Annotated in this window: 4 protein-coding genes; all 4 read left to right on the top strand. The window is 39.1% G+C overall.

All coding sequences use genetic code 11. From position 1 onward, the window contains the following. Positions 1-155: 155 nt before the first annotated feature. Positions 156-1,334, top strand: coding sequence for a hypothetical protein (locus M1D71_RS19105; RefSeq protein ID WP_458123236.1), 1,179 nt, complete (start codon positions 156-158; stop codon positions 1,332-1,334). A gap of 77 nt (positions 1,335-1,411) precedes the next feature. Further along, positions 1,412-14,056, top strand: coding sequence for an amino acid adenylation domain-containing protein (locus tag M1D71_RS19100; protein ID WP_458123235.1), 12,645 nt, complete (start codon positions 1,412-1,414; stop codon positions 14,054-14,056). A gap of 57 nt (positions 14,057-14,113) precedes the next feature. Further along, positions 14,114-18,283 carry an amino acid adenylation domain-containing protein gene (locus M1D71_RS19095; RefSeq protein ID WP_458123234.1) on the top strand — a complete coding sequence of 1,390 codons (4,170 nt, stop codon included), beginning with the start codon at positions 14,114-14,116 and terminating at the stop codon, positions 18,281-18,283. Next, positions 18,280-19,551 carry an MFS transporter gene (locus tag M1D71_RS19090; RefSeq protein WP_458123233.1) on the top strand — a complete coding sequence of 424 codons (1,272 nt, stop codon included), beginning with the start codon at positions 18,280-18,282 and terminating at the stop codon, positions 19,549-19,551. Before M1D71_RS19095 ends, M1D71_RS19090 begins: the two co-directional genes overlap by 4 nt. Positions 19,552-19,579 lie beyond the last annotated feature (28 nt).

Below are 19,579 nucleotides of genomic sequence, written 5' to 3'. Positions count from 1 at the left end.
ATCATAAACATAATAAGTTTGAGCAATAAGCTTCTGAATAGTAGGGCAGAATTTTCTGCCCTACTATCATTAAGAAAAAGTAACCGATGAAGTGATGGTAAAGAAGTTTACTGGATAATCTATACTTAATCATCTAGCAAAAGGAGTTCTATGATATGAATTGGTTTTCCAGGTGTAGGTATGCTCTTTTCTGTTTGTCTTGTTTAATGATGATACTTTTGCTTATTGCCTGTAATGAGCAAAAGGATGAAAAAGTTCCTTTAAAGAGTTCCATAGCATCTGTTCTATATTCAACAGATACTGCAGGTGAAAAGTTGGGATCGGGAGTAAGTTATATGTTCCTAATTTCGGAAAATGGTGATGTTTCAACAGTTAAAAAAAGCGGCTTAGAGTTAAATTCTATTATTCCTTATAATAATCAGATACTGCTCCATCAGAAAAATGAAATGATAGGAATAAAGGAAGATGGTCTTATGAATCACACTGAGTTTAAAGGATGTAGTGCTCCTTCTGGATATGGGCAGTCATCGGGATTATTGAAGAACCAAGGTTATCACTATTCTTTGTTTAATATCGGATTCACCCCTGATATGGATGATTATATTTCCAGAATTAGATGGGGAGACGCAAAAAATAATTATTGCAAAGAACTAGGAAGTTATATTGAAGCTACTGGACATGATGATAATAACATTTATTTGCTTAGTGGTGACCAGATAGATCCTACGAGATTGAATTTTCAAAGGGTTAATATAGGAGATGGTACGGTTGATGAGAGCACGCTGATTGAACTGAAAAACATGAAATCCGATTCAAGAATAATGTTTACCCGATTGATTCCATATGAAAATAGCCTTATAGGTATTTTCTCAAACTCATCTCAAAATAGTACTCAACTTCAACTATTGGAACTTAACCCTGCTCATCCAGAAGATGCGAAGATATATCCTCTAAAAGAATATTCTGAAGGAACTTCAGATTATTTTTTGTATAACAAGGATTCGATTCACGTCTATAACGGACTGATTTATTATGTCGATGGATACGGAGATGTATATTCATATGATCTAAAAAATGAAATATTAGAAAAAGAGTTTCATTTTGAAGGATATACTCGTACACCCATGCTTCAGGATGAACAGGTATTTTTCAAGAATGATCGACTCTTTTTTTTCCGAAATAACCGTGATAAAGGTGACCATCAGATTGAGGCTTATTCATTGAATGGCGATAGAGAATCCATCCTTCCTGTAAAAGGAATTGAACAAGCAATTGGAAGAGATAAAGTTCATATTTATGATTTTAAAATCTTAAAAGAGTCTGCTTTGGATTAATTTGAAATTTGGAAATTTCAAGTTAAAAGTTAATGAGTTATTTAGTGCATTTAAGCGTAATAAAATTGGAGGGAAGTATGTTGGTTAACACATTACAAGAGTTGTTGTATCGTGCTGAAAAAACAGATAACGGACTCTATGAAATCTCTAGTTCTACTGATGTATTCGTATCTTATGCGGAGCTTTTAAAGACATCGCTCAATGTCCTTCATTTAATCCAATCTTCAGGCGTTGATCCTCGGGATGAAGTTATTCTTTTTGTGGAAGATTCATCTCGATTTTTGCACACTTTTTGGGCGTGTATTCTAGGCAATATGATCCCCATACCATTAACTGCTTCAAGCAAGCCAGAACATCTGAATAAACTTGATAATGTATGCAAAATATTGAAAAAACCATATATTATAACGGATATCCCTAAAAAACTAAACAATACTTATGAAATCATAACGTATAATGAAAAACTAAAAAGCGAGAAGGAGGGCGTTATCTCGCCTTCTGATTCAAGTCAGATTGCCTTCATCCAATTTTCTTCTGGATCAACGGGAGATCCTAAAGGTGTAACACTGACCCATCGTAATCTTCTATCCAACATTTCGTCAATCATTAATGGAATGGAGTTTACATCCACTGAAAGATCTCTCAATTGGATGCCATTCACTCATGATATGGGGCTAATTGGAGGTCACCTTACTCCTCTTGCCGCTTGTAGTGATCAATTCCAAATGCCTACTGCATTGTTTGTACGACGACCTGTATTGTGGATAAAAAAGGCAGCAGAACATCGAATAAACTACCTCAGCTCACCTAACTTTGGTTACGGCTATTTCCTTGATTATGTGAAGGATAGTGACTTGCAAGATGTCGATTTGACTTGCGTAAAGTTGATTTTTAATGGAGCGGAACCAATCTCTGCTGAACTTTGCCAACAATTTGCCCAACGGCTTGCACCTTTTGGTTTATCTTCGCAGGTATGGTTCCCGGTATATGGTATGGCAGAGGCAAGTCTTGCTGTTACATTTCCGCGCATCGGAGAAGGATTGAAGAGTGTTTACTTGGATCGAAGAAAATTAGGTACAGGGGAGTACGTGCAAGTTGTTTCACCATCAGATCCCTACTCCACTGTTTTTGTAGATGAAGGTTATCCCGTTCAGGATTGCTTGGTGAAAATTTGTGGAAAACATGGTGAACTTTTTCCTGAACAAGTGGTTGGTCAAATCTACATATCAGGTAACAACGTGACAAAGGGATATTATAATAATGAAACAGCCACTAAGGAAGCGTTGAGCCCGGACGGCTGGCTGAAGACAGGGGATCTAGGATTCCTGTATGAGGGGCGTCTTGTTGTGACTGGACGGGAAAAAGATATTATTTTTATTCACGGTCAGAATGTATATCCGCATGATATTGAAAGGCTGTTGGAGCAGAAAGAAGGAATAAAACCAGGTCGTATTGCTGCTTGCGGAGCTAGGAATGACACGTCAGGAGAGGAACTTATATTATTCTGGTACACGGCAAAGATTGATTATGATGCCCTTCTTCCCCTCTTCTCAAGGTTGAAACAAGTTGTAAAGGAAGCAACAGGGATTACTCCTAAAGAAATTATACCGATTAGGCGGATTCCTAAAACGACAAGTGGTAAAGTACAACGTTATCAACTTGCCTCCAGGTATGAAGAAGGTGAATTTGATGAGTTGGTTGAAAGAATTCGCGAAGAGGTAGCCGTTCGTCAAGCTCCTAAAGTTTCACGACTACCTCAAACAGAGACGGAAACACTGCTTTTGTATCTTTTAAATGAGACTATTGGAGACAATACTATAGAGATGTGTGTTACGACTGAATTTGATTTGATAGGATTAAATTCACTGAAAGTTTCTTATTTTGCAGCACAAATCTCAGAACAATTTCATGTTCACATACCTGTATCGGTATTTATACATTCCAACACTATAGAAAAGTTGGCTGTTGTTGTTGATCACGAATGTAACACGTCTTCAAAAAGTTACTTTCATGAGGACCATCAAAACCAATGGATGCCAGGTGATCTCATACCAGCTCCTTTGAATCTGCAAAGATTGTATGTTATGGATAATATGAGTGAGGTTAAAACCGCTAATCATCTTACACTTGTTCTTACAACTCCTATGTGCAGAAGTTTAGAGGACTGGAATCAAGCTCTAAGAGAAGTTACTCAGCTTCATGATGCTTTGAGAATGTTCTTTGTTGTCCATGATAATGAATTATTCATTGATTTCGTCTCAGAGTGTACGTGTACATTCGAGAGAATTTCAATTGAAAAAGATCGTGTTGATACATCCATTATAAATTGGATTAAGCCGTTTGACTTGAATAAACCAACTCTTTGGAGAGCTGGACTCATTGATTTAGAAGAACAACAAAAGCTAGTTTTTGATTTTCACCATACTGTAATAGATGGTAGTTCAGCAAAGATTTTTGTTCAGGATCTATTCTCTCGTATTTCAAATAAAGAGGTAATAAACCCAAATATAAGATATGCAGATGTATGTACGCGATTCGCTGAGGATCTAAGTGCAGGGGGCTTGGATGAAAGTAGAGCCTATTGGATTGAGCAATTTGAGAATGGTATTCCAATCCTTGAGTTGCCATCGGATAAATCTAGACCATTGCACAAGACATATAAGGGAGCATCCATACAATTTGAAGTAAATGAACAACTAACTTCTGGATTAAAAGCTCTGTCAGAAAAACAACGCTCAACAATATATATCATTCTGTTGTCTGCATACTATCAACTTCTTGCACGCTACACTGGTCAGGATGATATTGTTATGGGTACACCGTTTGCAAATCGAGCGCATCCCCAATTGAGTCGGACTGTAGGTATGTTGATTAATACGCTTCCTATCCGAGTTCGAAGCACTCAAGAACACACATTTGCTGAGCTGTTATCCAGTGTAAAAACGAAAGTATTTGAAGCTCTGGATCATCAAAGATATTTATGTGAGAACCTAATTATGGATCTTAATATTCCTCCGGTAACAGATCGGAATTTGCTCTATGATGTCGTTTTTATAATGCAAAATTTCATAACTTCTGGTGACAACGAAAATGAGCAACTGGACTGGGCAGAATTTTCCCACAATTCATCAAAAGTAGATTTATCACTTGAATGTGTGGAGTTAAAAGGCGCTCTGCGACTTACTTTGGAGTACAGCACAGACTTATTCACTGAGAACACCATACGGCGGTTAGCTAACCATTATCTGCAAATTCTACAGAGCGTAGTGGAATATGAAGAAATCAAGCTCTCAAACATGGAGTTATTAACAAATGATGAGAAAAAACAGTTAATACAGTTCAGTAATGCCGTTAATCTGAACGGAGATCTTCACCCAGAAAACATTCCGTTTGTCATGCAGTTTATGGACCGTGTTAATCAACATCCAGAAGCTATCGCCTTGCAGTATAATGGACAATCCATGACATATAGGGAGCTTGATGAGATTAGTAATAGGCTGGCTACCGAACTCATTGATAAAGGCATTCGTAGAGAAACAATTGTTGGCGTTATGACCTATAACGGTGTGGGACAAGTTGTTTCATTGCTTGCGACATGGAAGGCGGGCGGAGCATGTATGCCTATTGATCCCGACTATCCAATTGAACGTATTGAATACATGGTATACGACGCTCTTCCAAAAGTTATCATCTCAGATCATTCTTTAGTTGAAGGATTGTTACCCAGATTGGAGCAGATCGATGTGTTGGCTTATCTGGAGCAGCCAGGAGATTCAAAGATAACTCCCAAGCCTATAACCTTAACACAACCACAGGATTTAGCATTAATTATGTACACCTCAGGTACAACTGGCAAACCAAAGGGGGTTATGGTCGAACAAAGAAATCTGAGTACGTATATTAAAGCCTTTCAAAATGAATTTAATATTATTCCACAGGATGTTGTATTACAGCAATCCTCCTTTGCATTTGATAACTATGTAGAAGAAGTTTTGCCAACCCTTGCAGCTGGGGCATCGTTACTAGTGATGGATAAAGAAGATCTCCTAAATCTTTCTCTTTTAAATCAGCGTTTGAGAGAGTGTAAAGTTTCTGTAATAAGCTGTTCCTGTCTGTTACTCAATGAGCTAAATAAAATGGACATCGCTTCTTCTGTTCGCCTAATGATCGGTGGGGGGGATGTATTGAAGCCAGAGTATGTATCCAACCTTCTCGACAAATGTGATGTATACAACACCTACGGCCCGACAGAAACGACTGTTTGTGCAGCCTATTATCGATGTGATGCAGGGAGAGAAAGGTATCCAATCGGAAAGCCAATTGATGGTTATCGAATATATATCGTAGATTCTCTTTTCAGAGAAGTTCCCATCGGTATTGTCGGGCAAATTTGTATTGCTGGAGCCGGTGTAACTAGGGGCTATTATGGAAAAGAGGAATTGACAAACGACAGATTCGGGGAGCATTTCATCTCAGGGGAGCGAGTCTATCTAACAGGTGATTACGGTCGTTGGATGGCTGATGGTAACATTGAGTTTTTAGGGAGAACAGATCGCCAGATTAAAATTCGCGGTCACCGAGTTGAGCTAGATGAAGCAGAACAGGCGGTCGCCCGGTGCAATGGCGTGAAAGATGTCAAGATAATTGCCGACCAAGAAAAAGGAGGAGCATCTGTTTTATTGGCATATTTGATTACGGATCAACCTATATCTTCCAAGGATCTACGCGAGCAATTGATTCGAAAAGTACCAGAATATATGATTCCTTCTCATTTTATAGAAATTGAAAGTTTTCCAACGACGACTCAAGGAAAATTAGATGTTCGTAAACTGCCTAAGCCGAGTGCCGTAAACCATGATATAGATGAGTACGAGCTGCCTGAGGGTCCGATTGAACAACGTTTATCCGAAATGTGGAGTGATTTGTTAGGGATTGAAAGAATTAGTGTTCATGATCATTTCTTCACTATTGGTGGACAATCGCTTAAAGCAGCATTACTGATGAATGATATTCGTAATGAATTCAACGTGTCTCTCTCTATTCGTGATCTATTTCTAATGCCGACGATCCGTCAATTAGCTGTATATATTTCCGATAGTAAGAAATATGATCAGGATCTAATACCAATTACAGATCGAAATTGTAGAGAATGGCCAGCTTCTCGTGCGCAAGCAAGAATGTATTTAATGCAAGAGCTCAATCCGGATTCTACAGGCTATCATATTAGTAAAGCATTAAGAATCCATGGACCATTAGATCCAGTCCGGCTGCAATCGTCGTTGCAGCAATTAATAGATAGACATGAATCACTGAGAACATCATTTCATTTGAATAACGGGTTGGTTACCCAGAGAATCCATGATGCTGTCGAACTTCCATGGAAGTTTGAAATACTGAATCATGAAGATTTTGATATTTGCCAAAGGCAAGAATTAAGACCATTTCAATTAAATAATCCCGGACTAATTAAGGCTGTGCTCTACTGTTTAGCCTCTAATGATCATATTTTATGGATTGATATGCATCACATTATTTCAGATGCCATGTCGGTGTCTATCCTTCTTGGTGAGTTTCAGAGTTATTATGTACAAGGATTACCGTTGAATGAATGTCATCTTCAATATAGAGATTATGCTGTATGGCATTCACATCTTTTAGAGTCAGGTCAGCTTAATGAACAGAGAGACTTTTGGTTGAAAGAATTTGATACGCTGCCTGAGCCGTTGAATCTACCATTAGACCTTCCAAGACCTTCTGTAATGTTAGGTTGCGGAAAAACATATACATTCAAAATTGACCGGGATCTCGCGAAACAGCTCAGAGAAGTTTGCAATGAGAACGGGTCGACCCTGTACATGCTTTTACTCAGCGCCTATGCTGTCTTACTTGCTAAATATACCGGTCAGACAGATGTAGTCATTGGCACACCAGCTGCGGGAAGAACTCATAAGGACACTCAAAGTATAGTGGGGATGTTTGTCAATACACTTCCAATTCGTGTTCGCCCTGATATGAACCATACATTTAAACAATTGCTCACTAATGTAAAGGATACTGTAATTAAGGCACTAGGAGCTCAGGATTATCCATTAGACACGCTCGTTGATCAACTAGGTCTTCGTCGTGATCGTAGTCGCAATCCTTTGTTCGATACAGCATTTGTGATGCAAAATGTATCCGTTCCAACTTTATTGGAAGAAGACTTTCAAATGGAGGACTATCCGATAGTTCAGTATTCGTCCATGTTTGATTTGTCTTTGGAATGTAAGGAGATTGAAGAAGGACTTTTATTCGAATTTGAATACAGCACAGAACTCTTTCTACATTCTACAATACAAAGAATGGCAGATCACTTTAAACAATTGTTAGGAGTACTATCAAGCAACCTGACGAAGCAGATTAAAGATGCTCAAATCATGGAGCCGAGTGAAATGATGCAATTACATTCCTGGAGTACCGGCATTTCTCGTGAAATATCTTCCCTAGGAATTATAGAACTGATTCAGCAGCATGCTCATAGCGATCCAGAGAAAGTTGCTATAAAAAGTAAAAATGATTCTCTCACGTACCAAGAGTTGAATCAACTTAGTGGCAATATCGCTCGGAAACTGTTTGAAAGAAATTTGGGTTCCGAATCGATCATTGGAGTATACATGACAAGAGGGCCTTTACAAATAGCTACATTGTTGGCTGTATGGAGAGCCGGAGCGGCATATTTGCCTATAGATCCTGAGTATCCAGTAGATAGAATTCGTTTTATGCTGGAAGACAGTAAAGCAACACTGCTTCTTGTTGACAGTGAAATCAACTTTAATACTCCTGGTACTCCTGTATGGAATGTAGGAAGTGGTAGGGGGGATTCAATTACTGATGATCTTAATGCTTTATCTATGGAGGAACTACCTGATAGATCAGAAGAGTTAGCTTACATTATATATACCTCTGGTACGACGGGTAAGCCAAAAGGAGTCATGGTTGATCATAAAAATTTGATGGCATATACCACTGCATTCTTGGAAGAATTTAAGTTGAATGGGATGGATACGGTTTTGCAGCAAGCATCCATGGCGTTTGACACATATGTAGAAGAGGTTTTTCCTGCGCTCTCTGTTGGTGCAAGTCTTATTATTGTAGAAAAAGATGAACTTCTGCTACCAGCCCAGCTTAGGGAGAGGATGCAGAATGAAAAGGTTAGTGTAATCAGTTGCTCACCGCTTTTATTAAAGGAGATTAACCAATTCAAACCTATCGCTTCCCTAAGATTGGCAATTAGCGGAGGAGACGTACTGAAGCCAGAGTATATCGATCAACTGATCGAATACTGTAAGGTGTACAATACCTACGGACCAACAGAGACAACAGTTTGCGCAAGCTACTATGAAGTACAGGGCGGGGAGACTCGTATTCCAATCGGAAGGCCAATTACAAACTATTCTCTGTATATACTGGATACGAATTTCCGCCCTGTACCCATTGGAGTAACAGGACAAATTTGTATTGGTGGTGCAGGGCTTAGTAAAGGTTATCTGGGTAACAAAGAGTTAACAGAAGGTAAGTTCCGCAATGACCTCTTCCCTGAAGAAACGATGCTTTATCTAAGCGGAGATCTTGGCAGATGGTTACCTAATGGCAATGTGGAATATCTAGGAAGAAGTGATCAGCAAGTCAATATCAGAGGGTATCGGATTGAGACCGAAGAAATAGAACGAGCCCTCTTAAATCATCCAAGTATTATTCAAACAGCCGTTATAGCCTTACAAGAAGAAGAGCCGTATTTGTGTGCTTACATTATAAGCCGGAACGAATGGACGATTAGAGAGCTTCGTTCTTATCTTGCTTTGAAGTTACCTTCCTACATGATCCCTTCTTTTTTTGTGGAACTTGAACGGATTCCGGTAACGATCAACGGTAAAATTGACGTGCAACGTCTTCCGGATCCCAAGGAAATGAAGAAAGATCAAACCACTGATTTAACACCGAGAAATAATACAGAACGACAACTTCTTGAAATTTGGAAGGATGTTCTACGGATTCCTTTAGTTTCGGTTGATTCGGACTTTTTCGAGGTGGGGGGGCATTCTCTTAAAGCACTTGAGCTAGCTAGTCGGGTTCAGGAACAGCTTCATAAACGGATCGAAACAAGCGCGGTTTTTGAATATCCTAGATTAAATGAATTATCGGATTATATTATTTCGTTGTCTCCTGATCAACCTGAGACAGTAGCGATTCCAAAATTATCGAAACAGTACAGCTATCCGTTGTCTTCCAACCAGAAACGGTTGTATCTAATTGAACAACTAGAAGAACCAGGAACAGCTTATAATATGCCAGCTGCGTTCCGAATAATAGGAAATGTATCCGTATCTGAGTTGGAAAAGGCGTGGATGAAATTGCTTGCTCGGCACGAAATTCTACGGACTTCTTTCGAGGAGGTAGACGGGGAGCCGCAAATGATTGTGCATGATCAGTTAAACAACTCATCATTTACAGTTATTGAAGGTCCACAATCTATAAATGATCTTATCTTTCCTTTTGATCTCACACGAGCTCCACTATGCAGAATGTGTGTACTCAAGGAATCAGATAATACGTTAACTATAGTCATTGATATGCATCATATTGTTTCGGATGGGCTGACAGTAGACTTGTTGTTCCGTGACTTTGAAGCACTTTATAGAGGTGAGGAACTTAAGCCGCTTGAACTACAGTATAAAGAATTTGCAGCATGGCAGAATACGGAAGGTACATCTCAGAACGATCAACTTTCGTACTGGAAGAACGCTCTTATGGGAGAATTACCGGTTCTGCAATTCCCATATGATTACAATAAAAATCTAAATGCTGGCTTGTCTGAAAGCGAGCTAATTAAATATCACATGGACTCTTCCATTTATTTGGCTGTTCAAAAGAAGGCGAGTAGTCTCAGAGTTACACCGTATATGCTATTGTTGGCTGTTTATCATGTGCTCCTATCTAAGTACACAGGTCAAGAGGATATTATTGTAGGTATCCCTGTCTTAGGACGGTCAAGACCTGAATTTGATCAAGTCGCAGGAATGTTTGTCAATACGCTGGCCAACCGAAGTTTCCCTCGCAGTGATCTTTCCTTTGCAGAATTTCTGCAAGAGATGAAACAAGCTGTTACAGGAGCTTTTGAAAATCAGGATATTCCTTTGGAACGTGTCATTGATAGGTTGAATGAGGAAGGACAGACTTCAAATATTAATCTTAAATCTCTGCTCACAACAATGTTCTCCTTGCGCGAAGAGACTGAACATGAAAGAACATTTGCAAATTATCCTGTGGAAATGCTCTCTGTATCGAGTCAGATATCAAAATTCGATTTCGGTATCGAGATAGTAGATCAAACCGATAGTTTTGCACTGGAGCTGACATACGCCAAATCTATGTTCAGATATGTAACCATGGAAACGTTCGGACGAGCGTATATGACACTTCTGAAGTCTTTTCTAGAAGATGCAGAAATGAAGCTTTCGGAGGCATCTATTCTATCGGCTAAGGAATCTCTGGCCCAACTGGAAGCTTTTAATCCAGGTCCAACAAATAAAGTATTTAGGCCGATTTATTTGGATATTGAGGAACAAGCATTACGAACGCCAAATGATTCAGCTTTAAATTATGGTGTGAATTCCATTTCCTATCAGAACCTGAATGGAAAAGCCAACGGTTTGGCTATTAAACTACAGGAAATGAATATTCGCCAAGGAAGCTGCGTTCCTGTTCTCATGGATCGCTCTCCAGAACTAGTTATTTCACTACTTGCTATTATGAAATCAGGAGCAAGTTTTGTTCCAATGGATCCTAATTGGCCGGCAAGTCGAATAGGATCCATTATCCAGGACACAAAAGCAACGGTTATTCTATTTAATCATCATCAGGGTATGCCCGCAATTGAAGTTGGCGACAGCATGCCAATTGGAGTAAGTATTGATCAACTTGCACTCGCAGATAATTTAGAGCCGAGCGCTAGACCTGAAGATCCCATTTATATTATTTATACATCAGGTTCAACAGGTAAACCAAAGGGTGTTGTTGTACCGCATATAGGCATCTCTAACCGATTTGCTTGGATGAATGATTATTTTGGCTCTCAAGTAGCCACATCTGTTCTTCAAACGACCCATCATGTGTTTGACAGCTCAGTTTGGCAATTTTTCTGGCCGCTTACTGTCGGAGGGAAAACAGTATTACCAGATGGCGAGCAACTTTTGTCTGCAACGTATATTGCATCTGTTATTGAAGATAATCAAATTACACTTACAGATTTTGTACCCTCTGTATTCAATGTCATCGTGGATCAGTTATTAAACGGCTCAAAGAAATTGTTACAAAAACTAGCATCCCTACAAAGCGTAATTGTAGGTGGAGAAGAAGTAGCCGCAGTTACTGTTCATCAATTTCAAGAATTGTTCCCAGACATAAAGTTAACAAATCTATATGGTCCTACAGAAGCAAGCATTGGTTGCATATACCATCAAATTGATGGGAATGAGACCGTGCGGATTCCAATTGGTCGACCAGTTCATAACACACAGATTCTAATCTTGGATAAGAATCTGCATCTCGTTCCTCCTGGTGTAATTGGTGAGATCTATATATCTGGGTTATGCCTTGCAGATGGATATTTAAACGATACGGAGAAAACAAACGCTGTATTTTTGAAGCATGCTTTTCCAGAAGCAGGATGGGAACGAATGTACAAAACAGGGGATTTAGCAAAATATGATCATACAGGGAATATCGATTATATGGGGCGCTCAGATTTCCAAGTGAAAATTAGAGGGCTTCGTATCGAATTAGGTGAAATTGAATCTCAAATCATGCTAACAAACCAGGTGAAGGAAGCGGTTGTGACTACTGCTGATTCTGGAGGACAAGCCGTCCTGTGTGCTTATGTAGTACCTTACGGGAAATTGGATATTGCAGAATTGAAGCGAGAGCTACGCCTTGTTTTACCAGGATACATGATTCCCGCAGCTTTTGTCAGTTTAGAATCAATGCCACTGTCGCCAAGTGGTAAAGTGGATCGCAAAGCACTTCCGAGTCCTGACTGGTCAGAACACCTAGCATTTGTCTCAACATCCAATAACATAGAAGATGATATCAAACAGCTGTGGGTGGACATCCTCGGTTTTGACCATTTTGGTGTCACAGATGACTTCTTTATGCTTGGTGGACATTCTCTTAAGCTTTTTGCGCTTGCTGCTGGGATTCAAGAGAAATTTGGAATTCGTATATCACTCAAAGATTTACATTCTTTATCAACCATCCGTGAGTTAGCTCGATATACTGAAGAGCGATATAGACCAGAAGGCTTGCACAAAGAAACTCAATTTTCGGTCTTCCCAGCGGACCAGGAGGAAATCCGTGTACGAGCATCTGCACAACAAAAAGCACTCTATGTCCTAGACCAATTCGATGGAATAGGGTTAGCGTATCATATGCCGAGTGTTTATCAATGGATTGGTGAGTTTGATGAAGTACGTTTTAATCAGGCTGTACAGAAGCTAATTGACCATCATGAAGCACTTCGTACTCGATTCCATCTTGACGGAGATGTACTCATGCAAGTGATAAGAAAGAAACAACTCATTGAGATAAACCATTATGAATCTACAAATGAATCTCTGGAATTTTGGAAGGAAACCCTTATTAATCGATTCGAATTATCTGACGGACCCTTGTTTAAAGTAGTGACGGTTAAACAAGAAGAAGTAAGGTACGTATTGATGGATATGCATCATATTATTTCCGATGGTCACTCAATGCACATTATTTTAAGAGACTTTCAGAGCTTGTATGAAGATCAGCCCATTCTCGGCTCTCCAACCCAGTTACGTCACTATGCGGAGTGGCAACATATGATGTTGGAGTCGGAAGAAGGCACAGCACATGAACAATTTTGGAGAAATATGCTTGGTTCGGACCCTAAACCGCTTTTGCTTCCTGCAGATTATGAGCGTCCAGAAATACAAAGTTTTGAAGGAGACATGCTTTTCGTTGATTTTGGGGAAGAGCTTTCCTTTACAATACTAAGGTTTGCTGAGGAGAATCATTATACAGTATATATGCTTATGCTTGCAGCGTATTCCGTGCTTCTCTCTATGTATTCCGGAGAAAGAAAACTAATTGTTGGTACGCCAGTTTCTGGTCGAACCAAGTCTTATTTTGAGAATACGATTGGTATGTTCGTAAATACGCTGCCGTTCCAGTTGAGTCTGGACATGGAGTCTTCTTTTGATGATTATTTGAAACGGGTTAAAGAGTGGGTGCTTGAAGGATTGGAGCACCAAGATTATCCTCTAGAAGAGATTGTGCGCAATTTGTCTCTACACCGCTCTGCAGATCGTTCTCCATTATTTAATGTATTGCTTGCAGTAGAGGGTACGGAGCAAAAACAGGTTTCAGAATTAATGCGTCCAGTGTCCCTTCCAGGGTGGGAGGATGAAACCGTGAAATTTGATCTCGCTGTCACTGTACGAAATGACTCGGATCGACTGATTGCGGAAATTCAGTATGCAACTACCCTTTATAAATCAGAAACGATAAGCAAAATGGGTAAGCATTTGATGGAAGTTATAGTGCAGATGGTTTCAGACGTTCAGAAGCCTTTATCCTCAATTCAGCTTGTACACGTTGATCAGAATACCCAGAGTAAGTTGAAGTCTTTGAAACAGGAATTATATGAATTTGATTTCTGATGAAATGGTTAGCATATAATACGGCTTTTATCTGCAATAACCAGGGAGTGTGATGGTGTGTTTAATCAACTTGAGAAATCTATAATTGTCAATTCTGATCGCTTCAAAGAAATGAAGCTATTTTGGCAGAATGAACTTGCCAGTATCGACAGGAGTTTAAGAAATATGGAAAGTGGAACGACTGGTAATCCAGTCGTTCTGCATCTTTCTTTATCCGATGATGTCAATGGTATGCTTCATCGATTGGGAAGAAATGACCCGTTATTAATGTACAGCCTACTGTTGTCCGGACTACAGATAACCGCAGAATACTTTTGGGATGTTCAGAAGAGCGTATCCATTAGTCCATTACTCCAAAAACTAAAAACGGAAACTACGTTCGGTAAAATGATTCCTCTTTTTGTGGAAATGGAAAATGAAACTACATTTTCTGATTATGTAAAGAAAACAAGAGATAAACTTCTGACTTGTTATGAACATCAGGATTATCCAGTGGAAGAACTATGGGAAGCAGACTATGTTGTACCGACGGGTACAGATAGTGTCATTTTTTGTGCGGGCTTTCAGGGGCTGCATAGCTCTTTTGATGAAATAAGTATACTGAATGAATACCCGAAATTTTTATTCACTGAAGAAGAATCAAATATTGAGATCGAGATTCATTATGATTCAACCATGTATCAATCCTTTGTTATGGAAAGCTTTCTAAACTGCTGGTCAAATGCGCTAGAACAATTCCTATCTTCACCCTCTATGTTGATCAAAGATACACAGTTCATCAGTGCACAAGAACTACTAAAATTAAAGGAGCAATCCAGTCCAGATTATCATCATGTAACCACATTGGAATGCAATCTGATCACATTGTTGAAAAAAAGTGTATCTATCGCTCCATACCGCATAGCCGTCTGGTCACCCGATGGAGAGCTTACTTTTATGGAATTAGATAAACGATCTGATCAAATTGCCAGTCACTTATTAAAAAGTGGTGTAGTCAAGGGTGAAATTATCGGTTTGGAAGCAGATCGATCCGAACAGACGATTGCTGGTATCTTCGGTATCTTAAAGGCTGGCTGCGCCTACTTGCCGCTAGATCCTACGTGGCCTGAACTTAGAGTGAAGGAAATTTTAAATAATGCAGGAATATCTAAAATGATCATTACAGGTCAATCTATTCAGGGAGTAGAGCGCAGTGAGGTCATTAATCTAAACCAACCTCTTGCTGCGGCAGACAGTACCTCATTTCCTGAAATTCAACCTAACGATCTAGCTTATGTAATATACACATCAGGCTCTACTGGAAAACCCAAAGGCACCATGATTGAGCATAGAAATGTCATCAACTTAATCGAAGGTCTAACGGCTCAAGGAATATATAATATTCCGGGCCAGAGGGTTGCTTGTGTAGCACCATTTTATTTCGATGCCTCAGTCCAACAGATTTTTCCCTCTTTATTGCTAACCAATTCTTTATACATTGTGCCAGAAAATACTCGGTTGGATGGAGAAGCTTTGCTTGATTTTTATATCGATCACCAAATCGATATTTCAGATGGGACTCCTATGCATCTTCGAATGCTGACAGTTGCCAGTCAACAACATAAGGATAAGAAAATAAAGATTAGTCAGTTGATTATTGGAGGAGAGGCGCTTCCCTATAACGTTGTGAGTGAGTTCGCAGAAGCATTCCCAGACGAAGCTCCATTAGTTATCAATGTTTATGGTCCTACGGAATGTTGTGTGGATACAACTGCGCATATCATTTCTCCTAGGGAGATGACGGACATTCCAACAATTGTCCCTATCGGGAAACCTCTGATGAATCAAAGTGTTTATATTTTAGACAAGAATTTAGAATTCAGACCGGAAGGTGCTCCTGGTAACCTTTACGTTGCTGGATTTAATGTGGGGAGAGGGTACTTGAAGCTTCCGGAGCTGACCAAAGAACGGTTTATTCGTCATCCTGATCTCGAAGGAGCAATTCTTTACGAAACCGGTGATTTAGCGCGTTGGGTTCCTGATGGAGTAGTAGAGTTTTTAGGGCGCGCTGATTTTCAAATTAAATACAATGGTTATCGGATTGAGCCGGGAGATATTGAACAAGCGGTATTAAAGTATGAATATGTCACGGCAGCGCTTGTCAAAGTGGTTATCTTGAATGAGAATCAGCAGCTATTAACTCTATACTATACAAGTAGCGATGATGTTTCTCATGATAAACTAAAAAAACACTTATCTTCTTTATTACCCAGTTATATGTTACCACAAGTAATTATCAATCTAGATCAATTTCCGCTAATGGCTAACGGGAAGATTGCTATGAATCGGCTTCCCGCCCCTAAGCTGGAGCTTAGTGCAGAGAAAGACTCTGATGGGCCACAGAATCATTTTGAACAGCAAATTTCTGATGCTTGGACTGTGGTGTTAGGAGGGAAATCTCCTGGCATGAACCACTCCTTTTTTGAATGGGGCGGTGATTCACTCAAAGCGCTTCAGCTGAAGCTGGAGCTCGAAAAAAGAGACATCCTGCTAAAACTGCATGACATATTTCAATACCAGACTATTCGTCGTTTATCACAGAGATGGATGGACCTTAACCTTGAAGAGAAAGAAACCAAAAGACAGATGAAATTGTTCCTTCCCGAATTGTTTCAGCAATTTAAAATACAACCCGAGGAGAAGAGCCTATATATACATGGCGATTATAAAAAAATGTGGGTTGTAGACGGTAGAAATGAAGGACAAGTTGAGTCTATGCTTTCTTTTGTTAAACAAAATTACGTGAAAGAAGTATATCCTCATTATATTGTGCGATCAGAGAATCAGGTTCAGTGGGGTTGTAAAACTTTCCGTCCTAATCTCGAAAAGGAAATACTCGGAATTCTAGATTATATTATGAAGCAAAATGATCGTTTGTCCAAAGAAATTACTCAAAACCCGATTATAGGACGGTTTGATGTGTCTCCTATGCAGAGAGCTTTTCTAGAAATATCCAACGCATATTCTGGAGTTATACTGACTGCGGACACCATTCTAGAAGAAGAGGATATTCAGGATGAATTGGGATTCATGATTAAAAATGAAGTTCTTCTTCACTGTAGCCTTAAGCATGTAAACAACACTTTTGAATGGAATGAACACATGCTTCCTTCTCATTTGAGTATTCCTTTGGTAGATCTCAGAATGTATAATCCAGAAGAGCAAAACCATATACTGCACATATTGAATTCCCGACTCTTCTATGATAACTATGCACTGACTGAAGGGAAATTATTTCGTATCGGTGTAGTAAGAATGAATGAGAGAGAATACCTAATAATATTGGCTTGTCACCATGCAATTTATGATGAAATGAGTGGTGATTACATTCAGAAAGTGCTAACAGAACGACTAGAATTTAAGGAATTTGAAAGAACATACCCTACTGAAAGAAAAATGCATTATAAGGATTATGTTGAGCAAATTCTAAAAGGTCCTGTTGTTCCAGAGCAACACATTATTGATGTCTTTTCTTTAAATAGCTTTGATCAAGCCTCTAAGAAACTAAAAACGTGGCTTGATCAGCATACAGATGGGGTTCTTAGAAACTTAAACATTGAAGTACCTCTTATGCCTAACGAAAAGGACAACTCATCTGAGTTTTTCTTTGATATATCCCTTCGCCTGATTCAAAAGTTTGGTTATGAATGGCTTGGTATTCAGGACCGTGAAATTCCGTTGCTACTGTTTAATTACGGTCGTCGGTATGAGCATTTTTCATATTATGATATGGTCGGGGTTTTTATCGATATCTTGCCCTATGTCCTTCAGGATGAAGTAAGAAATTATAATAGTGAAATCCGCAATCTTCTCAAAACCATGTCTAAACAAAATATCAATTTCACAGCTTTTCTATACGGAGATAATGAAAAATATCATAGTTCAAACATTGCTGACTTGATTAATCCAACAAACCATTCGGGAATATGGTTCAACTATCATGGGAAAGTAGATAACGACAAATTAAATGGTCTTAGAACAGTTAATAAACTTGTTAAACAAGAGACAGATATTCATCATGCAAATCAAATTTTCGGAACGGCGTCGGTGTCATTTGATGTCAGTTATACGAACGAATATTATCGCTTATCATTAACAGTTCCATTGGATATAAAAGCAGAGGATCTGAAGAATGAAATTCATAGCCTGATTCATGAGAAGAGCTACATGTCTACAGGTGCCCGATGACGAGAGCAAAGTATAACTTGTCGGTTCTGCTTTTCAGTAGGGTTGTATCAGAAATAGGTAACATGATGTTTACCTTTGCTCTCAGTTTATTTGTGCTCGATACAACAGAATCTGCTTTCTCTTATTCATTGATACTTGGTTTTTCTTTACTGGCTAGAACCTTTGGGAATATGGTATCTGGTAATCTAGCAGATCGTTTGAATAAAAGAAATCTCATTGTTTCAGCCGAAATATTAAATGCGCTTGTGTTAGGTATGCTAATTGTATTCCTTTGGAGAGGGGAGTTAAATTGGTCTTTCACATTTTTTGGGAGCGTTCTGCTAAATATCTTCTCTAGTCTTCTTAGAGTCAGTACACATGCATCTATTCCGGAACTTCTAAATGAGAATCAGGCAAATAAAGCCAATGGTATGTTTCATTCTATCGGAGCGATCTCAATGATTGTTGGTCCATTATTAGCAGCTCTTTTTTATGAACATTTGGGATTAATGTTTATCTTAATATGGAGTGCTGTATCATATGGGATTTCCGCTATTCTATTGCTTTTTCTTACTAATCCCGACTCAGAGATCTCTGATACACTAAAAATCAATAAAAATCAGGTTACGGACTTTAAACACGCGATAACTTACATTCGTTCCTACGTATTACTTTACTTTTTTTTACGAACTGCTGCTGTTCTCAATTTTATTCTGTATCCTATGATGGTGTTAGTCATGCCCTATATCGTATATCAAGTCATTGGCTTGACAGCTATCGGATTGTCCATTATCCAAGCCGCATGGGCTTTGGGAATGACATTAGGTGCAGCTATCATTATGCGTAGAAACGATACGAGTCATTTCATGCAAAGATTTTTCAGCTATTTGATATTGCAGGGAATACTAATTGCTGGCTGGGCTTATTCTTCCCTTTCCGTATTACAGGACCTCAATGATTGGATTATCGTGTCTGTGTATAGTGTGCTCGTTTTCTTACTTGGTGGGCTCCAAATGTTTGTCCAAATTCCGCTGTATACCTATTTCCAGTTCCGTATTGATAAAAGTTATCGTGGTAGGGTGTGGGGGATCGCCAACGCAATGACCGACATCGCTGCTCCTTTCGGACTGTGGATCTATGGAATTGTACTAGAAGGAACTGAGTGGTATTTTGTACCGTTGGTTACAGGAATACTTGTTGTTTTAATATGTAGTTATTTTGTTACTTCCAAGGGGTCCAGAGGTCAAATCGCTAAAGAACTGTCAGAACCCCTTCAGCAGGGAGGATGAAATACTACTAGAGGTTAGGGGAAGCGCT

Source organism: Paenibacillus sp. Z3-2 (genome assembly GCF_054161325.1).
The sequence above is the reverse complement of the archived record's forward strand: the minus strand, read 5'-3'. Positions and strand labels throughout refer to the sequence as shown.

What these genes read in the sequence shown, in the direction of transcription:
- M1D71_RS19105 (WP_458123236.1), top strand. Translation starts at nt 156, where the DNA reads ATGAATTGGTTTTCCAGGTGTAGGTATGCTCTTTTCTGTTTGTCTTGT.
- M1D71_RS19100 (WP_458123235.1), top strand. Translation starts at nt 1,412, where the DNA reads ATGTTGGTTAACACATTACAAGAGTTGTTGTATCGTGCTGAAAAAACA.
- M1D71_RS19090 (WP_458123233.1), top strand. Translation starts at nt 18,280, where the DNA reads ATGACGAGAGCAAAGTATAACTTGTCGGTTCTGCTTTTCAGTAGGGTT.